16 protein-coding genes are annotated in these 23816 nt (G+C 41.9%); 3 read left to right on the top strand and 13 right to left on the bottom strand.

Translation table 11 applies throughout. The annotated features are described in order from the left end of the window. Nucleotides 1-232 precede the first annotated feature (232 nt). The 8 genes from B3600_RS22265 to B3600_RS22230 all read right to left on the bottom strand — a co-directional run bounded on the left by B3600_RS22265 (nucleotide 233) and on the right by B3600_RS22230 (nucleotide 11635). Nucleotides 233-2014 carry a DUF4091 domain-containing protein gene (locus B3600_RS22265; RefSeq protein ID WP_286754424.1) on the bottom strand — a complete coding sequence of 594 codons (1782 nt, stop codon included), beginning with the start codon at nucleotides 2012-2014 and terminating at the stop codon, nucleotides 233-235. Nucleotides 2015-2143: 129 nt separating this feature from the next. Then, nucleotides 2144-2926: a zinc-dependent peptidase gene (locus tag B3600_RS22260; protein WP_286754423.1), complete on the bottom strand. Its 783-nt coding sequence runs from the start codon at nucleotides 2924-2926 to the stop codon at nucleotides 2144-2146. A gap of 1 nt (nucleotide 2927) precedes the next feature. Next, on the bottom strand, nucleotides 2928-3698 hold the full coding sequence (locus B3600_RS22255; RefSeq protein WP_172462363.1) for a hypothetical protein: 771 nt from the start codon (nucleotides 3696-3698) through the stop codon (nucleotides 2928-2930). Nucleotides 3699-3853: 155 nt separating this feature from the next. Continuing rightward, a complete protein-coding gene (locus B3600_RS22250; protein WP_070569746.1) occupies nucleotides 3854-5137 on the bottom strand; it encodes a glucose-1-phosphate adenylyltransferase in 1284 nt (427 codons plus the stop codon). Nucleotides 5138-5143: 6 nt separating this feature from the next. Beyond that, the gene (locus tag B3600_RS22245) at nucleotides 5144-6556 is read right to left on the bottom strand and encodes a glycogen synthase (protein ID WP_286754422.1); all 1413 of its coding nucleotides are present in this window, start codon (nucleotides 6554-6556) and stop codon (nucleotides 5144-5146) included. A 35-nt stretch (nucleotides 6557-6591) separates the two neighbouring features. Further along, nucleotides 6592-8550, bottom strand: a complete 1959-nt coding sequence (gene glgB / locus B3600_RS22240; protein ID WP_286754421.1) for a 1,4-alpha-glucan branching protein GlgB — start codon at nucleotides 8548-8550, stop codon at nucleotides 6592-6594. Nucleotides 8551-8553: 3 nt separating this feature from the next. Beyond that, nucleotides 8554-11013, bottom strand: a complete 2460-nt coding sequence (locus tag B3600_RS22235; protein WP_286754420.1) for a glycoside hydrolase family 31 protein — start codon at nucleotides 11011-11013, stop codon at nucleotides 8554-8556. A 148-nt stretch (nucleotides 11014-11161) separates the two neighbouring features. Beyond that, complete coding sequence (locus B3600_RS22230) at nucleotides 11162-11635, bottom strand: Dps family protein (RefSeq protein ID WP_070569738.1); 474 nt, start codon at nucleotides 11633-11635, stop codon at nucleotides 11162-11164. Nucleotides 11636-11970: 335 nt separating this feature from the next. Here B3600_RS22230 and B3600_RS22225 point away from each other — a divergent pair, with 335 nt between their 5' ends. Next, complete coding sequence (locus B3600_RS22225; protein WP_286754419.1) at nucleotides 11971-13650, top strand: RluA family pseudouridine synthase; 1680 nt, start codon at nucleotides 11971-11973, stop codon at nucleotides 13648-13650. Nucleotides 13651-13951: 301 nt separating this feature from the next. After that, the gene (locus B3600_RS22220; protein WP_286754418.1) at nucleotides 13952-16549 is read left to right on the top strand and encodes a DUF5686 and carboxypeptidase-like regulatory domain-containing protein; all 2598 of its coding nucleotides are present in this window, start codon (nucleotides 13952-13954) and stop codon (nucleotides 16547-16549) included. A 406-nt stretch (nucleotides 16550-16955) separates the two neighbouring features. Here B3600_RS22220 and B3600_RS22215 read toward each other — a convergent pair whose 3' ends face one another. Both B3600_RS22215 and B3600_RS22210 read right to left on the bottom strand, forming a co-directional pair. Continuing rightward, the gene (locus B3600_RS22215; RefSeq protein ID WP_286754417.1) at nucleotides 16956-18638 is read right to left on the bottom strand and encodes a protein-disulfide reductase DsbD family protein; all 1683 of its coding nucleotides are present in this window, start codon (nucleotides 18636-18638) and stop codon (nucleotides 16956-16958) included. 99 nt (nucleotides 18639-18737) lie between these two features. Continuing rightward, nucleotides 18738-19805, bottom strand: a complete 1068-nt coding sequence (locus tag B3600_RS22210; protein ID WP_286754416.1) for a PLP-dependent cysteine synthase family protein — start codon at nucleotides 19803-19805, stop codon at nucleotides 18738-18740. Between the two features lie 160 nt (nucleotides 19806-19965). Here B3600_RS22210 and B3600_RS22205 point away from each other — a divergent pair, with 160 nt between their 5' ends. Beyond that, complete coding sequence (locus tag B3600_RS22205; RefSeq protein ID WP_046675839.1) at nucleotides 19966-20424, top strand: Lrp/AsnC family transcriptional regulator; 459 nt, start codon at nucleotides 19966-19968, stop codon at nucleotides 20422-20424. Nucleotides 20425-20501: 77 nt separating this feature from the next. Here the strand turns inward: B3600_RS22205 and B3600_RS22200 are convergent, their stop codons facing one another. The 3 genes from B3600_RS22200 to yihA form a co-directional block, all read right to left on the bottom strand. Then, entirely contained in the window at nucleotides 20502-22178 is a 1677-nt protein-coding gene (locus B3600_RS22200; protein WP_286754415.1) for a PNGase F N-terminal domain-containing protein, read from the bottom strand. 80 nt (nucleotides 22179-22258) lie between these two features. Further along, entirely contained in the window at nucleotides 22259-23113 is an 855-nt protein-coding gene (locus tag B3600_RS22195; RefSeq protein ID WP_286754414.1) for a UbiA-like polyprenyltransferase, read from the bottom strand. 15 nt (nucleotides 23114-23128) lie between these two features. Beyond that, complete coding sequence (yihA, locus tag B3600_RS22190; RefSeq protein WP_046676372.1) at nucleotides 23129-23758, bottom strand: ribosome biogenesis GTP-binding protein YihA/YsxC; 630 nt, start codon at nucleotides 23756-23758, stop codon at nucleotides 23129-23131. Between the last annotated feature and the right edge of the window lie 58 nt (nucleotides 23759-23816).

Raw genomic sequence — 23816 nt, 5'->3', positions numbered from 1 at the left:
CAATAATGTAGCGTAATGGTTTGGGACATTAGCTGAACAGGTCTGTCGTTTCCCAAGCGTATAATCTGGTCGAATGTGCAATAACAGCCTCAATTGGGAGCAGGTATATACTGGGCTCAAATTAAAGCCAACAATTCGCTATACTTGAAATAAAAAGAAATTGTATTCAACAAAAAAAGCTGTTTCAAATTCATTGAAACAGCTTTTTTAAAATGATAGCTTGGATAAATCCTTAGTTGATTTGTCGCGACAACTCATCGACAAAACGCTTTGCATCATTGAGATCTTTATTCCAGTCCGCATAGCGTTTTGCGGTATTTAATTTTGCAATTTTTGCATTTAGCTTCGCTAAGTTGGCTTGATCTTTTGACTTCTCCAACTTGGCTTTCAGAATGCCGACTTTGGTATAATCCTGAATACCTTCCAACATACGCTCGTAACGGATAGAGCTTCTTCCTTGCGGATAAACGATATAGGTGTCTCCTGCCGGCCACGTACGGAACCTTGAATCATGCAGTGGATCCTTCACCCAGGAGTTGAATGCCCAACGCAGTGCCCCATCGAAACCTGCCGCCAGCGCATACCAAGCCATATAGGTGGATTCTGCTGGATCCGAGAACGTAAATTGATTTGGAAATTCGTCCGAACAGCACACATAAAATGTCGTGATATATCCTTTTTTACGTCGCTCAATAAGATCGTTCTGATCAAAAGGATCGCCAGCGGCGACGCTGATATCTGTACTCTTATGATAGCGTTGGTAGCTTTTGTGATTATCAGCAAATGCAACACCAAATTCGGGCGCTACTTTTTCCAACAAGGCGATCGCTGGATCCATTTCTTCCCGGCCTCTTTCATCCATCGCAATATTGGTAATCTTTAACCAGCCCTTTGCGGTAATGTGCTTACTAAAATCCTTTAAGAAAGGCGTCCATAGCTCCTCAAATATTGCTGTACCGGGTTTTGCAATCACATTGACCAGTTCATTTTTGCTCTCATCGAAATAATGTACCTCGTTGTTCCATGGCAAAAGCGAATAGCAATTGATCTGTTTGTTGACCCCTAGATCCATCATAAAGTTTACCCACCGATCAAAAACAGTATAATCATAAGCCCAGGAACCGTCTTTGGCCTTCTTCCAGGTGATCATATCCGCATAGGGATCATAGGTCTGTACGTTCCACGCATCCTTATTTAAAGTCGCTGTAATCACTTTTTGCCCAGCAGCTGCAAGCTGTTTCATGGTCGGCTTCAACGCTTCAAAATGTTCATCGCTCCACATCTTCACATTATTGACCCGAGCCACAGCAGAAGGATGCTGCCATTGGTCCAAATGATAAGTCCACTGCGACGATGGCGGCAGCACATGATTTTGAACATTGACGATAAGCTGTAATTGCTCTTTCACCTTGCCATTTTGCTGAACCGAAATTGTCGTTTTATATTGTCCTGCGGCAGCTTCCTTGGGAACCTTTACGGTAATCCATACAGGACGGACTTTCTTCGCTTCAAGGTCATAGCTTTTGAGATCATCCAACATATCTGCCGAAAGAGAAGCTTTAAAATCTTCTGGCTTACGATGGCCACAGCCACTTGCAAATTCATCAGTCATGACATAACGAACAAAACGCGCTTGTACCGCATCGCTGCCAATCACCTTGCCTGTTGTAGATTTTAATTCACTTGCTGATACAGCGACATGCGCTGTGGCAGCACTGGTCCATAACAATACTTGCGCCGATACTTGTTCACCTTTCCAGGCATCTACAGTCGCCGTACGTTGTGTTGTCAGATTTGGATTGACAGATTTGGGGTAACGTTTGTCTATCGATACAAACGAAGCATGTAGGCCGGCTTTAACATTCGACCAGTTGGATAACGTATCCTTTGTCGGATCGGCCATTTCAGTAAATGTTGTCCCTGTAGCAAAACGCTGCTGGGAAAATCCCGGATTACTGCCGCAAAATAGCATACAAGCCAGGGCAATAGAAGAATAAATTGTAGTTTTAGGCATAACAGTTATAATTAACAAAACTTTAGCGAAGCGATGATCTTCTTTCCAGCCCAGGAGCAGGGTGCTCGCAGAAAAAAGGCAAACAACTTCTGTTTGCCTTAAAAATAGTAAAATTTTATTTATCTATAACTAACTTTGTTCAAAAATTTCAGAAAGTGCTTTATACAGTTCAGGATGATGGGTCTTGAATTTCGCTGGGTCCTCAAAGAAATATTCAGACGCAACTGCAAAAAACTCGGCTGGATTGGTCATGCCATAGACATCAATATCAGATTTATTCGCCTTTATTTTGGCAATCTCTTCCCGTATCAGATTCATAAAAGGAATGACTGAAGCTTTATCCATCAGATGTGTTGGAATGCCATCCACAGTACCATCGGTTTTATCGATCAAGTGTACAAATTCATGTATCGCTGTATTCTGTCCATCTTTTGGGTTCCTAAAACCATACTCCAATGCCGATTTGGACAATATCATTTGTCCGTTCATGGCTCCCTCACCTACCATTCCCATTATATTTCGGTCAGCATGGCCTTCAAATTCATACGCTGTATTGAACTGGGAAGGATAAACCATAATATTGGTCAAATTGGGATAAGTCCATTTCTTAAAGGCAAATATTGGGATAATTGCACTGGCGGCAATCATCATATAATCTTTCAGCTCAACCGCTACGCCCACACCTTCAATTTTGACTGTATCCAAAAATTTTAAACAGCGGGTTTCAAATTCCAATTTATCCTCATCGGACAGATTGCGGTAATAGGCAACTTCTTTTTCCAGAATTTCCTTTCCTTCATCGCTTAATACACGTTTAATGGCTTTGCTGTTTTTGGCCGTACGATTTAACAGGTAATAAACAACATAAATGGTTACTGGTATAAGCAGTATAATAAATAGTTTTCCTAACATATTAGTTGATCTGTATCCATTTGGGATCCCGAGCCTGCAAATTACGCAAAAAGCCTTTAAAATGTGAGGTTCCGAATAAGATTAAAATCTTTTGCTGTGGGGCGTCAGCAACTAATGATGCCAGGTTTTCTTCCCTTTTTTTCATGACAAATTCTTTATCAAATTTGTTCTTTAAGGCTGCTTTGATCGGTTTACAGGAATAAGGTTCTTGGAGCGGTGTTTTGTAATCACAATCATCCAGTTTGATCGTACCATACAGGTATTCAAACTCGTCAAGCAATTTATTTTTGGGAATATCCGCATTCACCGCCGTTTCATAATTCACCAGGAAAAAGGAATAATCGGGCTGACTGATGATTCGTTGCCCCAGTTTACGGTACATGGGCGCCCGAAGAACCCGGGAGGTATCGCCCGGTATTTCAATACATTGCTGCAGCCCGAGCCGATTGCCTGTAAGTTTTCTAAATTTGCGGTCATACAGATCACGTTGTGCCGCACTATCCACCTGATAGGCGATACTTTCATAAAAAACAACATAGCCCGAACGTTGGAGGGAATCTACAGCGCGCTGAATTTGATCATAGTACACCCGCGTACCCAGATGCCGCATTGGAATATAAACGACTGATCGATCGCCATGGCGAAGCTCGAATTTTCGTGAGGCATCACGCAAGACACCTGTACCTTGAACCATCAATGACGTTTGGCAGCCCAAAAGAACAAACAACACAAAACAAAGGGAGATAATCTGTCTCAATCGCATACTATTCATTATAATATCTATTCTTTGCTAGCAAAGACAATACCATCTGACGTTAATTTGCCGGTATTAGGCAAATTTTGACTTCAGGTAATTACTTTTCAAGATACTTTTATATGAATAACATGAAATGATAACAATATATTATCTCCCTTGTTCTATAAATTTTATAAGCTTGTCAATCCTATTGTTGTTCCATTTGGAATTACAGCATTTTTTTTGATAACAACAATGCCGTCACAAATGGTATAGGTGGGGTGATTGGCGTTCAGCAAATGAGGTCCACCATTGATCCGGACATCGTTGCCGATACGACAATTTTTATCCAAAATAGCATTCTCAATATAACACCGTTCTCCAACACCGACCACAGGTATATTTTTACGCTTTGCTTCCTCCATATCGACGAGATCCTCATAATAATCTGATCCCATCATATAAGTACCGCGCACAACAGATCCTGTACCAATCCGTGAACGAACGCCCACGACGGAACGGTCTATTTTATCAGCTTGGATAATACAGCCATCCGAAATGACCGAATTGATTAATGTTGTACCCGAAATCTTAGAAGGCGGCAACATCCTTGGACGGGTGAACACCGTATTTTTATCAAACAGATTGAAGGCCGGAATATTATCGGTCAAACCAATGTTGGCTTCATAGAAAGACCCTATGGTACCGATGTCTGTCCAATAGCCCTCAAATTGATAGCTAAGCACCCGACTTGTATCAATGGCATCGGGAATAATTTCTTTACCAAAATCCATTCCGCGATTCTCTTCAAGCATACGTTTCAGGACGCCTTTTGAAAAAACATAAATACCCATAGAGGCCAGGAATTCTCTGCCCTCACCCTTTAAATGATCGCTCACTTCTGAACTCCAGTCTACCAGCTGCTCGCTATTCGGTTTCTCGATAAAAGAGGTGATATGATTCTTTTCATCCGATTTCAGTATACCAAAACCGGTGGCATCTTTGGCGTTTACTGGTATAGTCGCAATGGTCAGGTCGCCTTCGTTTTCGACGTGGAAGTCAACCAGTGCATCAAAATCCATTTGATATAGCTGATCCCCTGATAAAATCAGTACATAGTCATAATCAATACTCGCCAGCTTCCGAAACGATCGTCGCACGGCATCGGCCGTACCCTCGAACCATTTGTCGCCATCGTTGGTCTGTTCAGCAGCCAGAATATCGACAAAGCCCTTGCTAAAAATACTAAAGTTGTAGGTATTCTTAATGTGGGAGTTGAGCGACGAAGAATTGAATTGTGTCAACACAAAAATCTTGTTAAAACCCGAATTAAGACAATTCGAGATGGGAATGTCCACCAAGCGATATTTCCCGGCAATGGGAACTGCTGGCTTAGACCGTTGATCGGTCAATGGATACAGACGTGAGCCCCTTCCTCCGCCCAAGACGATAGCTACTACATTATGACGTGACATATCAAATTACATTAATTGGTTATATAGACTTATATACTTCGCTGCAGATTTATCCCAAGAAAAATCCAACTGCATCATTTTACGTTGATTCTCCTCAAACTGCTTTTTACTATCGTAAAAATTTATAGCCCGAACAATCGCTGCACTAATTTCAGTGATTGTCAGACTATCAAAACCTATACCGTAGCCATCATTTTTCAGATCGATTACCGTATCTTTTAATCCCCCCACCTGATGCACGATCGGCAATGTACCGTACTTCATAGCATAGAGCTGATTAAGTCCACAGGGCTCAACACGGGAAGGCATTAAAAGAAAATCCGCACTGGCATAAAGCCAATGGGCCAGATTTTCATCATAACCAAAGAACACATCAAAATTATCAATTCCATCATCGACGAGTGATTTCACACGTGACTGGATCGCTGGGTCTCCGGCACCCAGTATAAATATACTTAATCTATCGTGATATTTCTCCGTCAAATCCAAAATTATCTCCGGAAGTAAATCCGCTCCTTTTTCTGTTGCAAATCGGCCGATAAAAACAAGTAACGGTCGATCTGGATTGATTTTATACTGCTTCGCCAAAGCCTCCTTATTTTTCAACTTTCCGGAAAAAGCTTGTACAGCATCGTAATTTTCTAGCAAGGTATAATCAATTTTAGGATCCCAGATTTCCCAGTCAATTCCATTGACAATACCGACAGATTTATTTCGCTCATCATAAAACAGCTGCTGCAAACCATTTGCTTCCACATAAAGCTCTTCCAGATAACCTTCGGAGACCGTTGTGTACGCATCGCAACATTTAATGAGGGCTGCAAGCGGATTAATTAAACCATCCCAGTCCAATAATCCCCATTTCCAACTATCGAAAGCGGGCAACAGAATAGCTTTACTCCAATGCGTCCAGCCCTGATACTGCCCATTGTGGACGGTGGCCACCGTTTTAACGTCGGCAAGAAAGTTATAGTCATTGCTATACCTCATCAAAAAAGGCATTAAGCCGACATGATGATCATGGCAATGCACAATATCAGGTACTATATTTTTATCCTTAAACCACGCCAAAACAGCATGTTGAAAGGCGATAAACTGCTCGCCTTCATCCGGATAACAATATACCTCCTGCCGATCGAGTTTACCTGGAATCTTAATCAGGTAGAGCTCAAATCCAAGTACCTGATGATCTTCCTTATAAACACTGTAGCGCAGCAATTCAGATCCTTGATAAAAAGTACCTTCATGAACTAGGCTAAAAGCATGATCCCTAACAAAAGGACGATCATACCAAGGCATGACAACCGCCGCCTCCCATCCCAGTTTGGTTTGGTATTTGGGCAGCGCGCCCACGACATCCGCGAGACCACCTACTTTGGCCACGGGATAACATTCTACACTCAAGTGAAATACGTTCATTCTTCTTTTACAGCATGAGATTTAATAACAAGATTTTATACAGGGATACGCTCGCCTTGTTTAATGGGATTGACTTCCTTTACCGCTCTCTTCCTTTTCAAAATATATCCGCCAAGCGGAGGTAAATGAACTTGAGCAGACTGTACCTGGTTCATCCAATGCAGGTGTTCACTATGAATGAGCAGCTGATGTATTCCAGAACCGAAATAGGTCAAATCATCCGAATTCAACAGCACTTCCCATTCACCAGCGTAAGGTAAACCAATACGGAAATGTTCCCGAACAACAGGCGTTAAGTTAAGTACAACAACCGTATCATCCCAGGCGTCAAATCCCTTTCGCCAATAGACCACAACCGAATTTTCACGATCACCAGCATCTATCCATTCAAAGCCCGAAGCGTCAAAAGCCTTCTGGTAAAGACTTGGTTGGCTCCTATAAATCGTATTCAGGTCGGCTACAAATTGCTTCATACCCTGGTGTGGCGCAAATTCCAAAAGATGCCAATCAAGCGATTGGTTTACATTCCACTCCGAAGTCTGCCCAAATTCTCCGCCCATAAACAGCAATTTTGTTCCCGAAAAAGTATACATAAAGAGATACAATGCCCGCAGGTTGGCAAACTTTTGCCATTCATCGCCCGGCATCTTATAAATTAATGAATGCTTTCCGTAGACAACCTCATCATGTGACAGCGGTAGCATAAAATTTTCATGGAAAGCATATACTGTCGCAAAGGTCAGTCGATCATGATGATAGCTGCGATTAATCGGATCCTCTTTAAAATAATCCAATGTGTCATGCATCCAGCCCATCATCCATTTCATTCCAAACCCCAATCCACCAGCATAGGTTGGGCGACTGACACCTGGCCAGGAAGTCGATTCTTCCGCGATGGTCTGCACATGTGGGAAATGTCCGTAGACGGCCTCATTCAGTTCTTTTAAAAATTGTACCGCTTCAAGATTCTCATTTCCACCAAACTCATTGGCAATCCACTCGCCTGCGTTTCGACTATAATCCAAATAGAGCATAGAAGCAACCGCATCGACCCGAAGTCCATCGATATGAAAACGATCCAACCAATAAAATGCATTACTGATCAAAAAAGAACGCACTTCATTACGTCCGTAGTTGAAAATATAGGATTGCCAATCGGGATGAAACCCTTTCCGGGGATCTTCATGCTCGTATAAGCTCGTCCCATCAAAACGATAAAGACCATGTGCGTCACCTGGAAAATGTGACGGAACCCAATCCAGCAACACCCCTATCCCGGCGGCATGCAGCTCCTCAATCAGATACATGAGATCTTGTGCCGATCCGTAGCGTGAACTCGCAGCAAAATAGCCCGTTATCTGGTATCCCCAAGAAGGGTAATAGGGATGTTCCATCAGGGGCATAAATTCTACATGGGTAAAATTCATTTCCTTCACATAGGATACGAGCGCCACAGCGATTTCGCGGTAGTTGAGCAAAGTATCCGGACTTTCGGGATCCCGCGACCAAGATCCTAAATGCACTTCATAGACAGACCATGGTTGATCCAGCCTGTTTTTAACAGCCCTTTCCTGCATCCATTGCTTATCCTGCCACTCGAACCAGGTCGAATGAACAATGGAAGCAGTCTTTGGCGCGATCTCCCACTGAAAAGCAAAGGGGTCTCCTTTTTCAAGTTGTTCGCCAGTATAAGTCTCAATAACATACTTATACGCCTCCCCATTGCCAAGCCCCGGAATAAATCCCTCCCAGATTCCGCTACCATCCCAGCGCACATAGAGCGCGTGACGCGCTTTATCCCAAAAATTGAAGTTGCCGGTTACAAAGACCGATTTTGCATTTGGAGCCCAAACCGCAAAATAAACGCCTTTTTCACCATTGACTTCCAGCTCGTGTGAACCGAACTTTTCGTATAATTTGAAGTGCTTACCCGACTGGAATAAGGCGACATCAAATTCAGAAAATAGACTATGCGGAATTACTTCATTGGTCATGTTTTAACCTTCTATCAATATGTTATCAAATTCTCGTGCGACATTAATCCAATACCGCCCCTTATCATCTACTTGTACTTTTGTCTCAATACCATCAGTCTTCACCTTCTTAACCTGAAAAGGCAAGCCGATTAACTGTAATTTATATTCCTCATACCGCTCCGTAAAAAGCCCATCTTGCGTCTGTTTAATCGACAGGGATTCTTTGAGCCCCGATACGGTAAAGCATTTTTCAAGATAAATATCCTGCTCATAGGCAAAGGTGTCGCCATGATCCGAATACACATACGAACGGGTTACACCTTCAGCGAAGTAAACATTGAGCTGCAGCTCCTCAATTTTCTTTTCACCAGTATATTGCATCACTGGATATTCGGGGATAACAGATCCCCCACGAATGAAAATCGGCATCTCATCAATCGGCGTAGGAACAGTATGTTCTTTACCGCCCACGTAGGTTTCATTATTGAAATAATAAAACCAAGTACCTTCAGGCAGATAGACAATCTTGCTTTTTTGTCCCGGCTGCAAAACTGGGGATACCAATATTTTATCCCCAAAACAGAATTCCTCCTCACGTTGCCAATTGGTCGGTATATGCTGTTCGACCATGGAAATCGGACGTAATATGGGAAAACCATACTTCGTTTGCTCCCAAAAACAGGTATAGATATACGGCAACAACTTATAACGGAGTTCGATAAATTTCCGATTGATCTTTTCCCAATCCTCCCCAAAACTCCAGGGCTCCCGGTCGCGGGTATCGCCAGCGGAATGCACACGCATAAAAGGCGAGAAAACGCCAAATTGCATCCATCGCGTAAATAACTCACCGTCGGGTTCACCCGTAAACCCACCAATATCCGTTCCACAAAAGGACATGCCCGAAGTCGACAAACGCTGTAACTGCAAGGTTCCCAACTTGAGATGTTCCCAACTCGCCAAATTATCGCCGGTCCAGACCGAAGAATAGCGTTGTGTTCCCGCATAAGCCGCTCGGGTGATGGTAAATGGCCGTTTATTTTTATACAATTTCTTTAAACCATCATAGGTTGCCCGGACCATCTGCATGCCGTAGATATTATGTGCCTTACGATGCGAACCCCGGTGCCCGTCATATTGGTGACGCACATCGTCGGGGAATGTTCCGCGGCCAAATACGGCCGGTTCATTCATATCGTTCCAGAAGCCAGCCACGCCATCTTCCACAAGGCCCTGATATAAGGTGCCCCACCATTGACGAACCTCCGGATTGGTAAAATCAGGAAATTGACAACGTCCCGGCCACACAAATCCTTCCATAAAATAATCATCCCCGCGGCGACAGAAATACCTATTTTCCTTTCCTTCCCTGAACACCCAGTAGTTCTCATCAACCTTGATGCCCGGGTCGATCATCACCACCGTTTTAAAGCCATCATTGGCCAAATCGCTGATCATATTCTTAGGATTGGGAAAATACTGCTTGTTCCAGGTAAAACAGCGGTATCCTTCCATGTAATCGATATCAAGATAAATCGCATCACAGGGGATCTGTCGCTTCCGAAACTCCTCCGCAACCTTCCGGACATTCGCTTCGGGATAATAACTCCAGCGACACTGATGGTAACCAATTGCCCACAGCGGTGGCAGGTAATGCGTACCTGTCAGCGTATGATAGCGACGGATGACGTCGATAATATGTGGACCATGGATGTAGTAGTACTGCAGTTCCCCTCCTTCGGACCAAAAGCTTGTTTTTCCCGGATCTTCCGCGGCGAAATCAAAATACGTTTTAAAGGTATTGTCAAAGAATATACCGTAGGCTTCACCATCTTTTAAACCAATATAAAACGGAATAGTTTTATAAAGTGGATCCTGATCGTAAGCAAAAGCATAAGTATCTGAATTCCAGTTTTTAAGTCTTTTACCTCTCAGGTTCAATTTAGTGGCCTTGTCCCCCAGTCCATAAAAAGCTTCATTTTCAAAGGCCACTTTTGTGCTATATACATAATAGCCTCCAAAATCAGGGTTTTCCTCCCAGTGCATCGGCGCCAAATCTGCATTGAACAGTTTACCTGAACGATCAGCAAAAGAAATCAAAAAGTCATTCTTATTGATCTTACAGGAAATAGTATTCGTATGCACCAGATAATGATCTGCCTCTTCCTTGCATTGATGTATACTGACGCGGTGATCTTTCTTGGCCAAGGCATACGAAAAATCCTCCAAAAAAGTCCCTTGTGGAGCCAGCCGTACTCGCACGATCTCATCCGTGACGATCTTAATTTCTACCTTGGCTTTGCCGTCAGAAAAATAATAAGACTTATCGTTTTGATTGTGGGCTACTATCGTTTCAAGGTATTTCTTTTCAATTTTCGGTAAATCCAATACCGGATTATTCACATGATGCATACTCTCCAAAGTACCATCATTTTCCTCCTCATGTAGTGTGGTTTGATTTAGGTTGTCGTCTTCAAGCATAATTGTAATATGTTAAAAAGTTTCTGAAGGCTTAATTCCTCTTTAAGATAGAAAATTAATCCTGCGCTGACAACAAAACACAAAAAAAAATCCCGCCTATTGGGATAGACGGGATTTTTTTCAATACCTGTGGATAAACTTCTACAGCTTACTTAACAAAATGCGCACGAAGCATCCAGGCCATCTTTTCATGCTTTTCCAATAGTCCAACCAAAAAGTCCTCCGTACCATTATCTGAAGTGCCTTCAACCACAGAAATGTCGGCACGAATTGACATCGCTATAGCTTCATGGTCAGCCAACAATTCTTTGTAATAGGACTGACTGTCGGTTTTTTCTGAAGTAGACTCCGTTAAACGAGTCAATTTCAAATATTTATCAAAGGTACCTACCGCATAATGCCCTAAAGTACGTACACGTTCTGCTACTTCATCGATCACTTCAGCTAGTTCATCGTATTGTGATTCCAAAAATAAGTGAGCAGCATGAAAATCCGCACCTTCCACATTCCAATGCGCGTTACGCGTCTTCATGTAGACAATGTGTTCATCTGCCAACAGCACATTTAACAACTTTGCAACTTTTTTCAAGTCCGCATCTTTAATTCCAATTGAAGTTTTCATATTATAATCTTTTGTTAACTATATGTTTTAAATGCTTAGTTAAATTTACCCAAAAATGCGGTAAAAACCAAATAAAAGCCAGTCAAATTCACAACAATTACCTCACCCCACTATACCAAACCAGACTTACATTTCGTATTACTGCAAAGCGTTTGCTAGACTGAAAAATGAAAAGCGAAGGCTGCACCGACAGTGTTCTTTGTAGAAACAGATAAGACCTAGATTGTACCTTAGGAACGAAACATTTTAAACAAAAATCGATCAAGCTATTATTTAAAGCACATAATGTTGTATTTTTGCAGACATCTTTATTTTGAGGGAAAGCTGCGGACAACATGGACAACAATACCTATTTTCACAAATTCAAACAGGATATTTCAGCGATTGAACTTCCAACACGATTTACCTTCCCATTTTGCTATGAACCGCACCCCCTTGCCGTAACCGCCGCAAAAGAACTTCAATATTACATCGAAACACAAGAGGACTGGACCCACAATTTTGGCCTGGACAGCGCCATGGAGGGCCTCGCTATTGGAAAAATGTTCGGTGTGCTGGTTGTCAGAAACCAACACAATGAGCTTGGCTACCTTGCCGCTGTTTCGGGAAAACTGGCCGGAAGCAACAAACACCACTATTTTGTACCGCCAATATTCGATATGTTGGAAGAAAACAGTTTTTTTCTAAACGAAGAGGTGCATCTCAATGCACTGAACCGCAAAATAGAAAGGCTTGAAAATAGTGAAGAGCTAGCAGACACGCAGCGTAATCTTGACCGGTTAAAAAATGAATGGGATAAGTCGCTCGATGAGCTAAAATCGAAATTAAGAATCCAAAAGAAGGAACGAAAAGAAACCCGTACAAAACTGAAGGTCAGTTTATCCGATGCGGAATATGAATTATTGATGGAAGACATGCGGAGCCAGAGTTTAAAAGACAAACAACAGCTTCAGCGCTTTCAATATGACATGCATTTGGCTCTGGAAACAGAGAGTAACCATTTACAACAATTGCTATCTACGATTACCGCGCTAAAAGAGGAACGCAAAACACGCTCAGGCAATCTGCAAAAACAGCTTTTCGAACAATATAATTTTCGCAATGCAAAAGGGCAACGCAAGAATGTCGTCGACATATTCCATGAATTTGACACGATAACTCCGCCTGCGGGATCGGGGGAATGCGCTGCGCCAAAACTGCTGCAATATGCATATGAAAACCAGTTAACACCCCTAGCTTTGGCCGAATTTTGGTGGGGCTGCTCCCCTGCATCTGAAATACGCAGGCACAAAAACTACTATCCGGCATGCCGCAAAAAATGTGAACCGATTTTAGGGTATATGCTCCAAGGCTTGGTCGTAGATCCGAATCCCATGCAGCAGGAAACGACCTTGGATATCGCACTTCCTCAAATTTATGAGGATGAAGATATTATCATCATCAACAAACCAGCAGAATTTCTTTCTGTACCAGGAATATATGTCAAGGATTCGGTCTACAACCGTATTCTTCAACGTTATCCAAAAGCAGGCCCGATTATTATCCACCGCCTGGACATGTCGACATCCGGCCTATTGGTTGTTGCCAAAAACAAAGAAGCGCATAAATTTATTCAGGATCAATTTATTCAGCATACCATCAAAAAAACATACATTGCCTTACTTGATGGTATTATCGAAGCTCCATCCGGCTTGATCGACCTCCCTCTTCGCGTCGATCTGGATGATAGACCCCGACAAATGGTCTGCTACACCTATGGCAAGCCAGCGCAGACAAAATGGGAAAAAATTGCGATAGAGAATAATCAAACGAGGATCAGGTTTTATCCCTTGACTGGCCGAACCCACCAGCTCCGCATGCATGCCGTGCACCCCAATGGGCTAAATACACCTATTGTTGGTGACGATCTCTATGGCAAAAAAGCTAATAGATTACACCTTCATGCCGCTTCAATTACCTTTATACACCCTCGTTTCAAAAAAGAAATGACCTTCGAAATCGAGCCAGATTTTTAATAGCGCTGACTATATCGTTACAAAAGTCAGTAAATAAAGTAGCGGAAAATCATCGCCAAGTCAAAATGTAATGTGAAAATTATTGACCCAAATCAATAATTTAACATAAACAACTCACAAACAAAGACTTACAAACAAATGTAATTCAACTACTTTCCTTTATTACATTACAATAAAATTTTAATTATTCTTAATTTTTTGTTTCCTTTGTTCACTGATTTTTTGATTTTAATACCTATAAAGTCAAAAATAAAGTAGAAACAGGAAAACAATTTTGAATTTTCAAGATTATAGCAATATAATGAGAGCTAAAATAGACGCAACAACCTTCATAACTAAACTCTTTCTTTCGATAACGCTCGTACTAACGGTGTCCATGGCTTTTGCCCAAAACAAGACCGTAACCGGTACAGTTAAAGATGCAAAGACCAAGAATCCTATACCCTATGCTACCGTAGCCGTCGTTGGCGCTCCGGCTTCTGCTGGAACCACGACGTCGACCAATGCAAATGGTGAATTTAAACTTGTCTTTCCAACATCGTATGTAAAAATCAGAGCAAGTTACATTGGGTATGACAGCAAAGACGCTTTTGTTACGAATGATGCAACGCAAACAAAAGAAATTCTGATGGATCAACAGGACAACATGCTGGAAGAAGTTGTTGTCAAGGCCACAAAGAAAAAATACAGCAACAAAGATAATCCTGCTGTCGCACTGATCCGAAAAGTCATCGAGAATAAGGAGAAAAATAGACTTTCAGGACAACAATATGCTGAATTTGACCAGTATGAGAAGATGTCTTTAGGACTGAGCAATCTTTCGGAGAAATTCGTCAATAAAAAAATATTCAAAAACTATCAATTTCTTTTTGAAACGGACGACTCCGCTAAAACAGCCAACAAATATGTTTTACCTGCCTTTATTGAAGAAAAAATGTCCAAGGTATATTACCGTAAAGATCCAAGCAAAACCAAACAGTATATCCTTGGTGACCAACGGGCACAATTTGACCCTAGATTTATTGATAATGATGGTCTGACAGCCTACTTCAATAAACTGTACGAACAAGTTGATATTTACGACAACAACATTTCATTGGTTACCAATCAGTTTTTAAGTCCAATTGCTAATTCCGCTCCTACTTTTTATAAGTTTTTTATAACGGATACCATTAAGACTGTTCAACCCTGGTTGGTCGAATTAAGCTTCTTTCCACGCAACAAGGCCGACATGTTATTTAAAGGTCAACTGTATGTGACGTTAGACGGCAATTATGCGGTGCAGGGCGCCAATATGACTGTGGCCGATGATATCAATCTAAACTTTGTACGTGACCTTCAGATACAGCTTAAATTTGAGAAAGACAGCAAAAGTCGCTTCTACCTAAAAACAAGTACCCTGGGTATCGATTTTTCTTTAACGGAAAAAGGCATGGGGATCCGCGGAAGTCGTACAGTTGATTACAACAATTACAAAGTCGGCATTCAGCGTCCTGATAGTACCTATGATGGTCCATCTACGGTCATTGCCTATAATGTAGAAAATAAGAAAGCGATTAAAACATTGTTTGAAACACAACGTCCGCTTGTCCTTGCGCAAAACGAACTGAATATTTATCATAATATTGATACCTTACAAAAGATTCCTTCATTCCGTTCGTTCATGGATATCGCTGCCTTATTGCTGTCAGGATACAAACAGGCCGGCCCAGTTGAGATCGGTCCAGTCAATACATTCTATAGCTTTAATCCCGTAGAAGGTTTCCGTTTACGTGTCGGCGGACGTACAACAGAAGCGCTAAGCAAGCGTTTCTATGCTGAATCGTATGCGGCCTATGGTTTTAAAGATCAGAAATGGAAATACTTTTTCAGCGGTACCTACGCATTTAACAACAAATCGGTCTACTCCTTCCCAATGCACTACATCAGGGCCTCTTATAAAAAGGATACGAAGATTCCAGGACAAAAACTGGAATTTATTCAGGAAGACAACTTCTTGCTGTCTTTCAAACGCGGTGATAATGACCGTTACATCTATGAGACAAATTACGGCTTAGAGTATAAAAAAGAATTTTTAAACCACTTGGCTATTGGCGCGGCATTCAATATCAACAGACAAACACCTGCTGGAAGCCTTACCTACCAGATGGTAGATGCCAACAATGAAAGTAGACTGTTTAATGAATTGAACTCGACAGAAGTATCCGTAAATTTCAGATATGCTCCACATGAAGAGTTCTATCAAGGCAAGATTTACCGGACACCTATATTCAATCAATATCCGATCTTCACGTTCAATTATACTGCTGGAATCAAAGGATTGGCTAAAGGTGAATACAATTATCACAACTTTAATGTTGGTGCATTCAAACGCTTTTATTTTAGTCAATTTGGATTTGCTGACGTAACAGCTGAAGGCAACTATATTGCAGGTAAAGAGATCCCATTCCCTTTCTTGACAATCCATCGTGCCAATCAGACCTATGCTTATCAATTGAACTCGTATAACTTAATGAACTTCCTGGAGTTTGTTAGTGACCACAATGCCTCATTGAACGTGCAGTATTACATGAACGGTTTTCTGTTGAATAAAATTCCTTTGATCAAAAAGCTTAAATTACGTGAAGTATTTAGCTTCAAAGGTGTATATGGCGGACTGCGCAAGGAAAACAATCCTGACGATCCTAACTATGGCTCAAAGGTATTCACTTGGCAGCACAATGCAGAAGGTGTACAGAGTTCTTATACCTTCGGTTCAGAACCTTATATGGAAGCCAGTATCGGTCTATCCAACATTTTTAAAATATTACGCGTGGACTACGTAAAACGTCTAAATTATCTTGATCACGTCGATGCACCAGCTTGGGGTATTCGTGCGCGGGTCAGATTTGACTTCTAATAGTTTCCATAAATTTATAGTATAATTTGAAGCCCTGTTCATATAAATGACGGGGCTTCTTTTTTTGCCCTAGGCTTCCGCAACATCGGCTCCCCCGCCAACAATTTCTGGACGAAATAGCGGGGAAAGCTTCGTACCTGCTTCGTACCTTATTCGGAGATACAACAGATGTTGTACAGATGTTGATCAGATTCCGACCAGCCCCTGACCAGGAATTACCTGGTCAGGGGCTGGTCAATATTTATTGCAAGATTGTCGCCTTCCGAAGCTGGTACGAAGCAGGTACGAACACGATACGAGGAAAGCCCCACTGCATCAGGCCTGCAGACACAAAAACCGATGGCTTATGAACAAAAAAATCCCCCTTGCATAGTACAAGGAGGATAAAATTAGCATATGACGATGGTTAGTTTTTATGTTTAAATGCATCCACACCACTTTGTAGGAATGCCTTGTACTCTTCTACATTGTAGTTGGCACCACTCTGGGGCACCAGTTTTTTGCCCGTCGGATCGACAATAACGTACAGCGGCTGCGAATTGCTATCGAATGTAGCCGCTTGAAAATCGCTGTTTTTCTTGCCGATGGTATTGATCTTTTTGCCACTATACTTTGAAACAAATTGTTCGTTTGCAGCCAGCTCGGTTTTATCATCCACAAAAAGTTCGGCCATCACAAATTCTTCTTTTAATAATTTTGCTACAGCTTTGTCCGTCCAGACATTCGCTTCCATTTTACGACAATTGACACAATTCCAGCCCGTAAAATCAATTAAAACAGGCTTGTTTAATTCTTTAGCCGTAGCTAAGGCCTGGTCGTAATCATAATAAGGATCAAATCCCTTAGGCGTGCCTCTGTCATGAAAAATTTCAGCATATTTTTTCACCTTTCCATCTGAATGCGCAGCAGCTCCGGCACTTACGCCCGAAGAAAGATCAAAATCTTGTGTTGCCGATGGTGGTAAAAAAGCGGAAATTGATTTTAAAGGCGCTCCCCATAAACCCGGCACCATATAGACCACAAAAGAAAAAACAACAATGGCCAAAATAGTTCGAGGAACAGACAGGAATTTCAGCTCACTATCATGGGAGAACTTGATCTTGCCAATCAGGTATAGCCCCATCAACGCAAAAATAGCAATCCATAGCGACAGGAACACCTCTCTATCCAACAAGTTCCAGTGGTAAGCTAGGTCGACATTGGATAAAAATTTCAACGCTAAAGCGAGTTCCAAAAAGCCTAAAACGACTTTTACACTATTCAGCCAACCGCCAGATTTCGGCAAGGATTTAAGCATCGAAGGAAACATCGCGAACAAACCAAAAGGAATGGCCAGGGCAATGGAGAATCCCAGCATCCCAACTGCTGGACCCAATCGCTCGCCTTTCGAAGCTGCCTCAACCAACAGTGTCCCTATAATCGGTCCCGTACAAGAAAATGAAACCAAGGACAAACTGAAGGCCATAAAGAACAACCCCACTAATCCACCTTTATCCGATTTAGCATCCATTTTATTGACAAAGGAGCTTGGCAAGGTAATTTCAAAAGCACCAAAAAAAGATGCCGCAAAGCCCACCAACAACAAAAAGAAAATGAAGTTGAAGATACCGTTGGTGGAAAGTGCATTGAGTGCATCAGATCCGAATGCGATCGTGATAATCATCCCCAGAGCCACATAAATCACAATAATAAATAATCCATATAACAGGGCTTTACTAATACCACTGGCACGACTCCCCGCCTGTTTGGTAAAATAACTCACCGTCAGCGGTAACATCGGAAAAATACAAGGCATCAATAAAGCGGCAAAACCGCCTAAAAGGCCCGCAATAAAGATACTCCACAGCGATTTTTTGCCTTCTGCCCCAGCTTTGTCTACGATTGTCCCAGCTACCGATTTCATCTGGGCGGAATCGGCTTTTACGGTAGCGGTATCTGGAGACTCCTCAAAGGACAGTGAATCGGGACTTATCGTACCATCCGTAAACTCAAGCCCCTCCAACGTGTTTGTTGTATCCGCTTGGGCAAACATTGCCACAGGCGCAACCAACAACAACAAAAGGATTAATAATTTAAAATTGACTTTCATGTTGTGTTATTCTTAGGTATAAATTGGTTTTTGAATAAATGAAACCCGAGGAGCTAGAGACTCCCCGAGTTAACTATAAACATATGAAACTAAATCTTTTTAAGCACCAAATACCGGATTTGCCAATCTGCAGATCGGTTGAAAACCCGAGAAATCAACGTCCGTACAAAGATACCCTTCTTTTACCGGCTCCTCTTTCACCAAATCGGTACTTAGGTATTTTTTGTTATCATCACAAAGTAAGGTCACCACGACAGCTTCATCGCCCAGCTCCTGCTGTAATTTAATCGCTCCGATTACATTTGCTCCCGAAGAGATTCCAACAGCCAATCCCAATTGGCGCGATAGCTTCTGCGCCATGATAATGGAGTCGCCATCGTTGGCACATACGACCGTATCGAGTTCATCCAAATCCACAATGGCAGGAATAAACTCATCAGATATTCCCTGAATACGGTGTGAACCTACCTTATGCCCTGTAGTTAAAGTTGGACTTTCTGCCGGTTCTAGCGGATGGACGCGGACATTTGGGTTTACCTTTCTTAAGCTTCTACCCACACCCATGACCGTACCACCAGTTCCCACACCAGCAACAAAAGCATCAGCAACTAAGCCCTGTTCTTCCAGTTGCTTGACAATCTCATAACCGGTGGTTTTTTCATGCGCTTCGGCATTATATTGATTCTCAAATTGTCGTGGAAGAAAAACGCCACCTTTTGCAGCAAGCTCTTCACTTAAACGAATACTTCCTAAAAAACCACCTTCTTCTTTGCTTATCAGCTGTATATCGGCACCCATACTGCGAATAATATCGGTACGTTCCTTACTCAGCCAATTGGGCATAATAATCTTTACCTGATGACCAAGTGCTTTACCGATTGCTGAAAAGGCAATCCCTGTGTTGCCACTTGTGGCTTCAATGACAACATCACTCGGCCGGATCTGACAATTCATATACGCTTTGTATAAAATATAAAGCGCCATCCGATCCTTAATGCTACCAGTCAGATTGTAGTTCTCACATTTCACGAAAATTCGTCCGGGTTTACCTTTGTAAGTATACTGTAGTTCCAACATCGGTGTATTTCCGACCAGTCTCCACAGATGTTTGAATCTCTTGTCCAATGCAGGTGACAAACACGCACTTAATAATTCTTGTTCAGCCATTTCTTATAAATGATTATTCTGTTGCAAAATTGACCATTGACAAGATAATATTCAACACATCACTATAATTTCAATAAAAATTAAATTAAAAGACATAAAAACCAATAAATAATTCAGAACAATAGCGTATTTTTACAACCGTACCGAAAATATTCAGATTATGGAATTGGATGAAATAGATGTAAAATTATTACGCCTCCTACAACAAGATGCCTCCATGAGCAATAAAGCGCTATCCTTTGAACTTAACAAATCTATCGCTGCTGTTCACGAACGCGTTAGAAAGCTAAAGCGGTTGGGCTACATCAAAAAAACGGTGGCAATTTTGGACCGCCACAAGATAGGCATTGGGTTAATTTCCTTTTCTCAGGTCTTTCTCAAGGCGCATACTTTTGAAGTGTTGAATGAATTCGAAAAAGAGGTAGCTAAATTTCCCGAGGTGATGGAATGCTACCAAATGGCGGGTTCTTACGACTTTATGTTACGTATCGCAACCAAAGATATGGATGCTTATCATATTTTTCTGCGGCATCGACTGGCCGTACTACCGCAAGTAAATACCGTACAGACCTACTTTGTATTATCGGAGACAAAAAGCGAGACGGCCTACCCCCTTTAATCTTTGTCTTAAAAACCCAAGGAATATTGCTGTCATATGCAATAGCATTATTGCATATGACAGCAATGAAAAACTAATTAATCGAACAACAAGGTTCCTGTCACATTCCAGCTACTAAAACTTGTTCCTTCAGGAGCTCCCTGTGGAATCTGCACCTGCATTGTATGGTCGCCGGCTTTTAAATCCCCCAGATCAATGTAGATTGGTGGTGTTACTGTACCCGGGCACCAATTGGAGCGGCTTAGATCGGATGAAGACAGACCTGTGGCAAAATTGCCTGAAGCTGGGTTTGACAAACGGTACGAGCCACAATCATTACGCCACGGCGTGTATTTAAAGCGTAATGAATTGTCTAGGAAAATGCGATTTTCCTTCGGCACAAACTCATCACCATTGCCCCAGCCTCCATGCCCTGTGGTAATGTAGCGTAATTGCACGTTTTTAGCGTCCTGGTCCAAATGAAACGAAACAGTAAGACCTTTCTCCTTATCAAACATAGATCCATACTCCTGTCCGCCCATTTCCATAACGTTGGTTGTGGTAAATAAAGACATCGTCTTTTTCAGGCTACCTTTTGACTCGGCATCGAAACCCGGATGCACCGTCAACTCCACACTAACCTCATGTCCGTTTTTATCATAATTGCCAATGAAGGCCCCCACATAGACTTCCTGTTCGCTCAACAGACCAGCCAATTCCGTTACGTCCTGACGGTACAGTACCGAATCTTGCCAAACCTTATCCTTTAACTGAAGATAGTTAAACTGCTTAACACCAAAGGGTGTAAAGAAACGCATCAATTCAACAATAGGCTCAAAAGAAGCTGTTTTTACAACTCCTTGATAAGCTTTACCATTTCCATTTTCATACTTAGGCAGGGTACCCATACCATTTTTCATGCCATCCAAAAAGCTCTGCGCTTTGTTGGTCGGGATGATAAAAACTGACCCGGTGCGATCGTAGGCATCACCTTTCGATTGTTCGACCAACTGCACAAATACATTGTCGCTGGTCTTTATTTTTGGGATTCTCACCTTTTTTACCAAAACAGTCCCATTGGCAAAACGCAAAACAGAATCCGACTTTACATCATCCGCAAAACGTATGCGCTCCTTCCGAAAAACAGGTATTTGGATAAAACGATTTTTCCAGATCAGATCTTTATACGAGAGTTCATCGTACAATTTTTCATTTCCTTTTAGCCGCAGTTGATCCGGTATCGTCTTGACCTTTTCTACTTTGGTGGCAAAAGTCCGTGTATTCCCATTGCGGATTACCTCGAGTACCAAACCAAGGTCCTGACCAAGTTCCGTGGGTGCACCTTTTACCCCTAATTTATCGGTATACCAAACTTCTATTTTATTGGAATTGATGCTGGTCTCCACTTTTTTGCAGGGATAGCCCAAGATTGTTTTAATCTCGTTTGTCGTGTTAAATTTTTGCTTCGAAAGTGCGAGCGAATCTTTGGTTAGAATGATTGATCCATCTTTGAGTTTAGCAATTTTAAGTAATGCATTGCCTCCGGAACGCTCCACCACAACCCGTTCGTATGGCGGCGCCAACTGTCCCTGCATTTCCTTCGCTGAACTGACAAAAGTCTCCTTTTCATTGGCATAGACGAGGATGGCATTTTGATTGGCAGCTGTATTCCCATTGAAACTTTGGTTATATTGAATGACATAACTCGACAGCTTTTGCGCCTGCGTCGACAATGACAAACATAAAATAGAGGTAAAAAGAATACTTTTCTTCATAGCATGTGTATTGGTTTAGATGCAAAAATAAGAAAGGCTTTAGGAATTCCTAAAGCCTTTCTTATTTTATGCTAAAACGTTTATTTGATCAACCAGATATCCAAGAGGTAGAATACCGCAAAAATCACCGAGGCATAACCATTGGTTGTCATAAAGTCACGATTGACCCGACTTAAATTAGTCGATGAAAACAGGGTATGCTGGTAAATCAGCAATGCACCGTAAAAGGCCACCCCTAAATAATAAATCCAACCGACAGGCATCAAAAATGCTGGTATTAAAATAAATATAAAAGAAAACACATGCAGACCTTCCGAGACGCGCATGGCTCCCTTCGTTCCCAACCAAACGGGTATAGAATTCAGCTGATTGGCCCGATCAAACGCTTCATCCTGCAACGCGTAAATAATATCGAAGCCGCTCACCCAGGTCAACACTGCGAAGCCATAAAGTACCGGAACCGTCGCAAACTGTCCTGTAATAACCATATATGCACCTATTGGAGCCAATCCTAGCCCTGCTCCCAATACAAGATGGCATAAGGGCGTTATGCGCTTCGTATAGGAGTAAAAAAGCACAACAAAAAGTGCAATGGGCGACAACATAAAGCAAAGAGAATTGATAAAATATGTCGCTGCGATAAAAATAAGGCAATTTACTAACGTAAAAATCAATGCATTTTTAGCAGAAATTTTTCCGGCAGGAATATCACGCATTGCCGTTCGCGGATTAATGGCATCAATATCGCGATCCAAATAACGATTGAATGCCATAGCGGCATTACGGGCCGTTACCATACACACGAGCATCAAAACCAATAATTTCCACGAAAAGGTGTAGTCCGTTGTATGCAATGCCAAAAAGAAACCGATGAAGGCAAATGGTAATGCAAATACACTATGGGCAAATAAAACTAAGGACAAGTATTTTTTCATCTGAACTTGATCTAGCTAAAACTGTTCGTTTCCTTCGGGTTCAGGGCGAACAAATCGGCCATTAACTTCATCAATAGCTTCTAAAATAGGCTCATGCCCCATTTTCTTTTCTGCTGAAGTTAGGAAAATCGGCGGCACCTCTTCAAACCATTGAAGCAATGATTTTTTAAATTTCGCAATATTCACATCGGATTTGACAGTCGATTGCTTGTCTGCCTTGGTAAAAACCAACATAAAGGGTAAACCACATTCGCCCAACCAATAGCAAAAATCCAAGTCTATCTTCTGTGGTTCATGACGGCTATCTACCAATACAAAAACACATTGCAAATTGTCCCGATGGGTAAGATACCTGCGGATGAACTTCTCCCATTCCGTGCGACTTGTTTTAGAGGCTTTGGCAAAACCATAACCGGGCAAATCCACCAGATACCAGGTATCGTCGATGATAAAATGATTGATCAACTGAGTCTTACCAGGCTTTTGGGAGGTCTTGGCAAGTCCTTTCTTGTTGGTCATTGCATTGATCAACGATGATTTACCGACATTTGAACGTCCGATAAACGCATACTCCGGCAAATTGGGTGCAGGTAATTTGTCAACTCTCGTGTTACTGCACACGAATTCGGCTTTTTTCACTTCCATGGAACAAAGGTACGTTAAATGAATCCCTTTGACAAGATGTGTACCGCTTCTATTCCAT

The organism is Sphingobacterium sp. UBA2480 (assembly GCF_002341965.1).
Lineage (GTDB): Bacteria > Bacteroidota > Bacteroidia > Sphingobacteriales > Sphingobacteriaceae > Sphingobacterium > Sphingobacterium multivorum.
This window is presented reverse-complemented; position numbering and strand designations above follow the sequence as displayed.

Excerpts from the sequence above, each read along its gene's own strand:
- yihA (WP_046676372.1), bottom strand. The coding sequence starts at position 23,758 with ATGGAAGTGAAAAAAGCCGAATTCGTGTGCAGTAACACGAGAGTTGAC.
- B3600_RS22265 (WP_286754424.1), bottom strand. The coding sequence starts at position 2,014 with ATGCCTAAAACTACAATTTATTCTTCTATTGCCCTGGCTTGTATGCTA.
- B3600_RS22245 (WP_286754422.1), bottom strand. The coding sequence starts at position 6,556 with ATGAACGTATTTCACTTGAGTGTAGAATGTTATCCCGTGGCCAAAGTA.
- B3600_RS22215 (WP_286754417.1), bottom strand. The coding sequence starts at position 18,638 with ATGAAAGTCAATTTTAAATTATTAATCCTTTTGTTGTTGTTGGTTGCG.
- B3600_RS22250 (WP_070569746.1), bottom strand. The coding sequence starts at position 5,137 with ATGTCACGTCATAATGTAGTAGCTATCGTCTTGGGCGGAGGAAGGGGC.
- B3600_RS22260 (WP_286754423.1), bottom strand. The coding sequence starts at position 2,926 with ATGTTAGGAAAACTATTTATTATACTGCTTATACCAGTAACCATTTAT.
- B3600_RS22235 (WP_286754420.1), bottom strand. The coding sequence starts at position 11,013 with ATGCTTGAAGACGACAACCTAAATCAAACCACACTACATGAGGAGGAA.
- B3600_RS22200 (WP_286754415.1), bottom strand. The coding sequence starts at position 22,178 with ATGAAGAAAAGTATTCTTTTTACCTCTATTTTATGTTTGTCATTGTCG.
- glgB (WP_286754421.1), bottom strand. The coding sequence starts at position 8,550 with ATGACCAATGAAGTAATTCCGCATAGTCTATTTTCTGAATTTGATGTC.
- B3600_RS22220 (WP_286754418.1), top strand. The coding sequence starts at position 13,952 with ATGAGAGCTAAAATAGACGCAACAACCTTCATAACTAAACTCTTTCTT.
- B3600_RS22225 (WP_286754419.1), top strand. The coding sequence starts at position 11,971 with ATGGACAACAATACCTATTTTCACAAATTCAAACAGGATATTTCAGCG.
- B3600_RS22195 (WP_286754414.1), bottom strand. The coding sequence starts at position 23,113 with ATGAAAAAATACTTGTCCTTAGTTTTATTTGCCCATAGTGTATTTGCA.
- B3600_RS22210 (WP_286754416.1), bottom strand. The coding sequence starts at position 19,805 with ATGGCTGAACAAGAATTATTAAGTGCGTGTTTGTCACCTGCATTGGAC.
- B3600_RS22230 (WP_070569738.1), bottom strand. The coding sequence starts at position 11,635 with ATGAAAACTTCAATTGGAATTAAAGATGCGGACTTGAAAAAAGTTGCA.
- B3600_RS22255 (WP_172462363.1), bottom strand. The coding sequence starts at position 3,698 with ATGAATAGTATGCGATTGAGACAGATTATCTCCCTTTGTTTTGTGTTG.
- B3600_RS22205 (WP_046675839.1), top strand. The coding sequence starts at position 19,966 with ATGGAATTGGATGAAATAGATGTAAAATTATTACGCCTCCTACAACAA.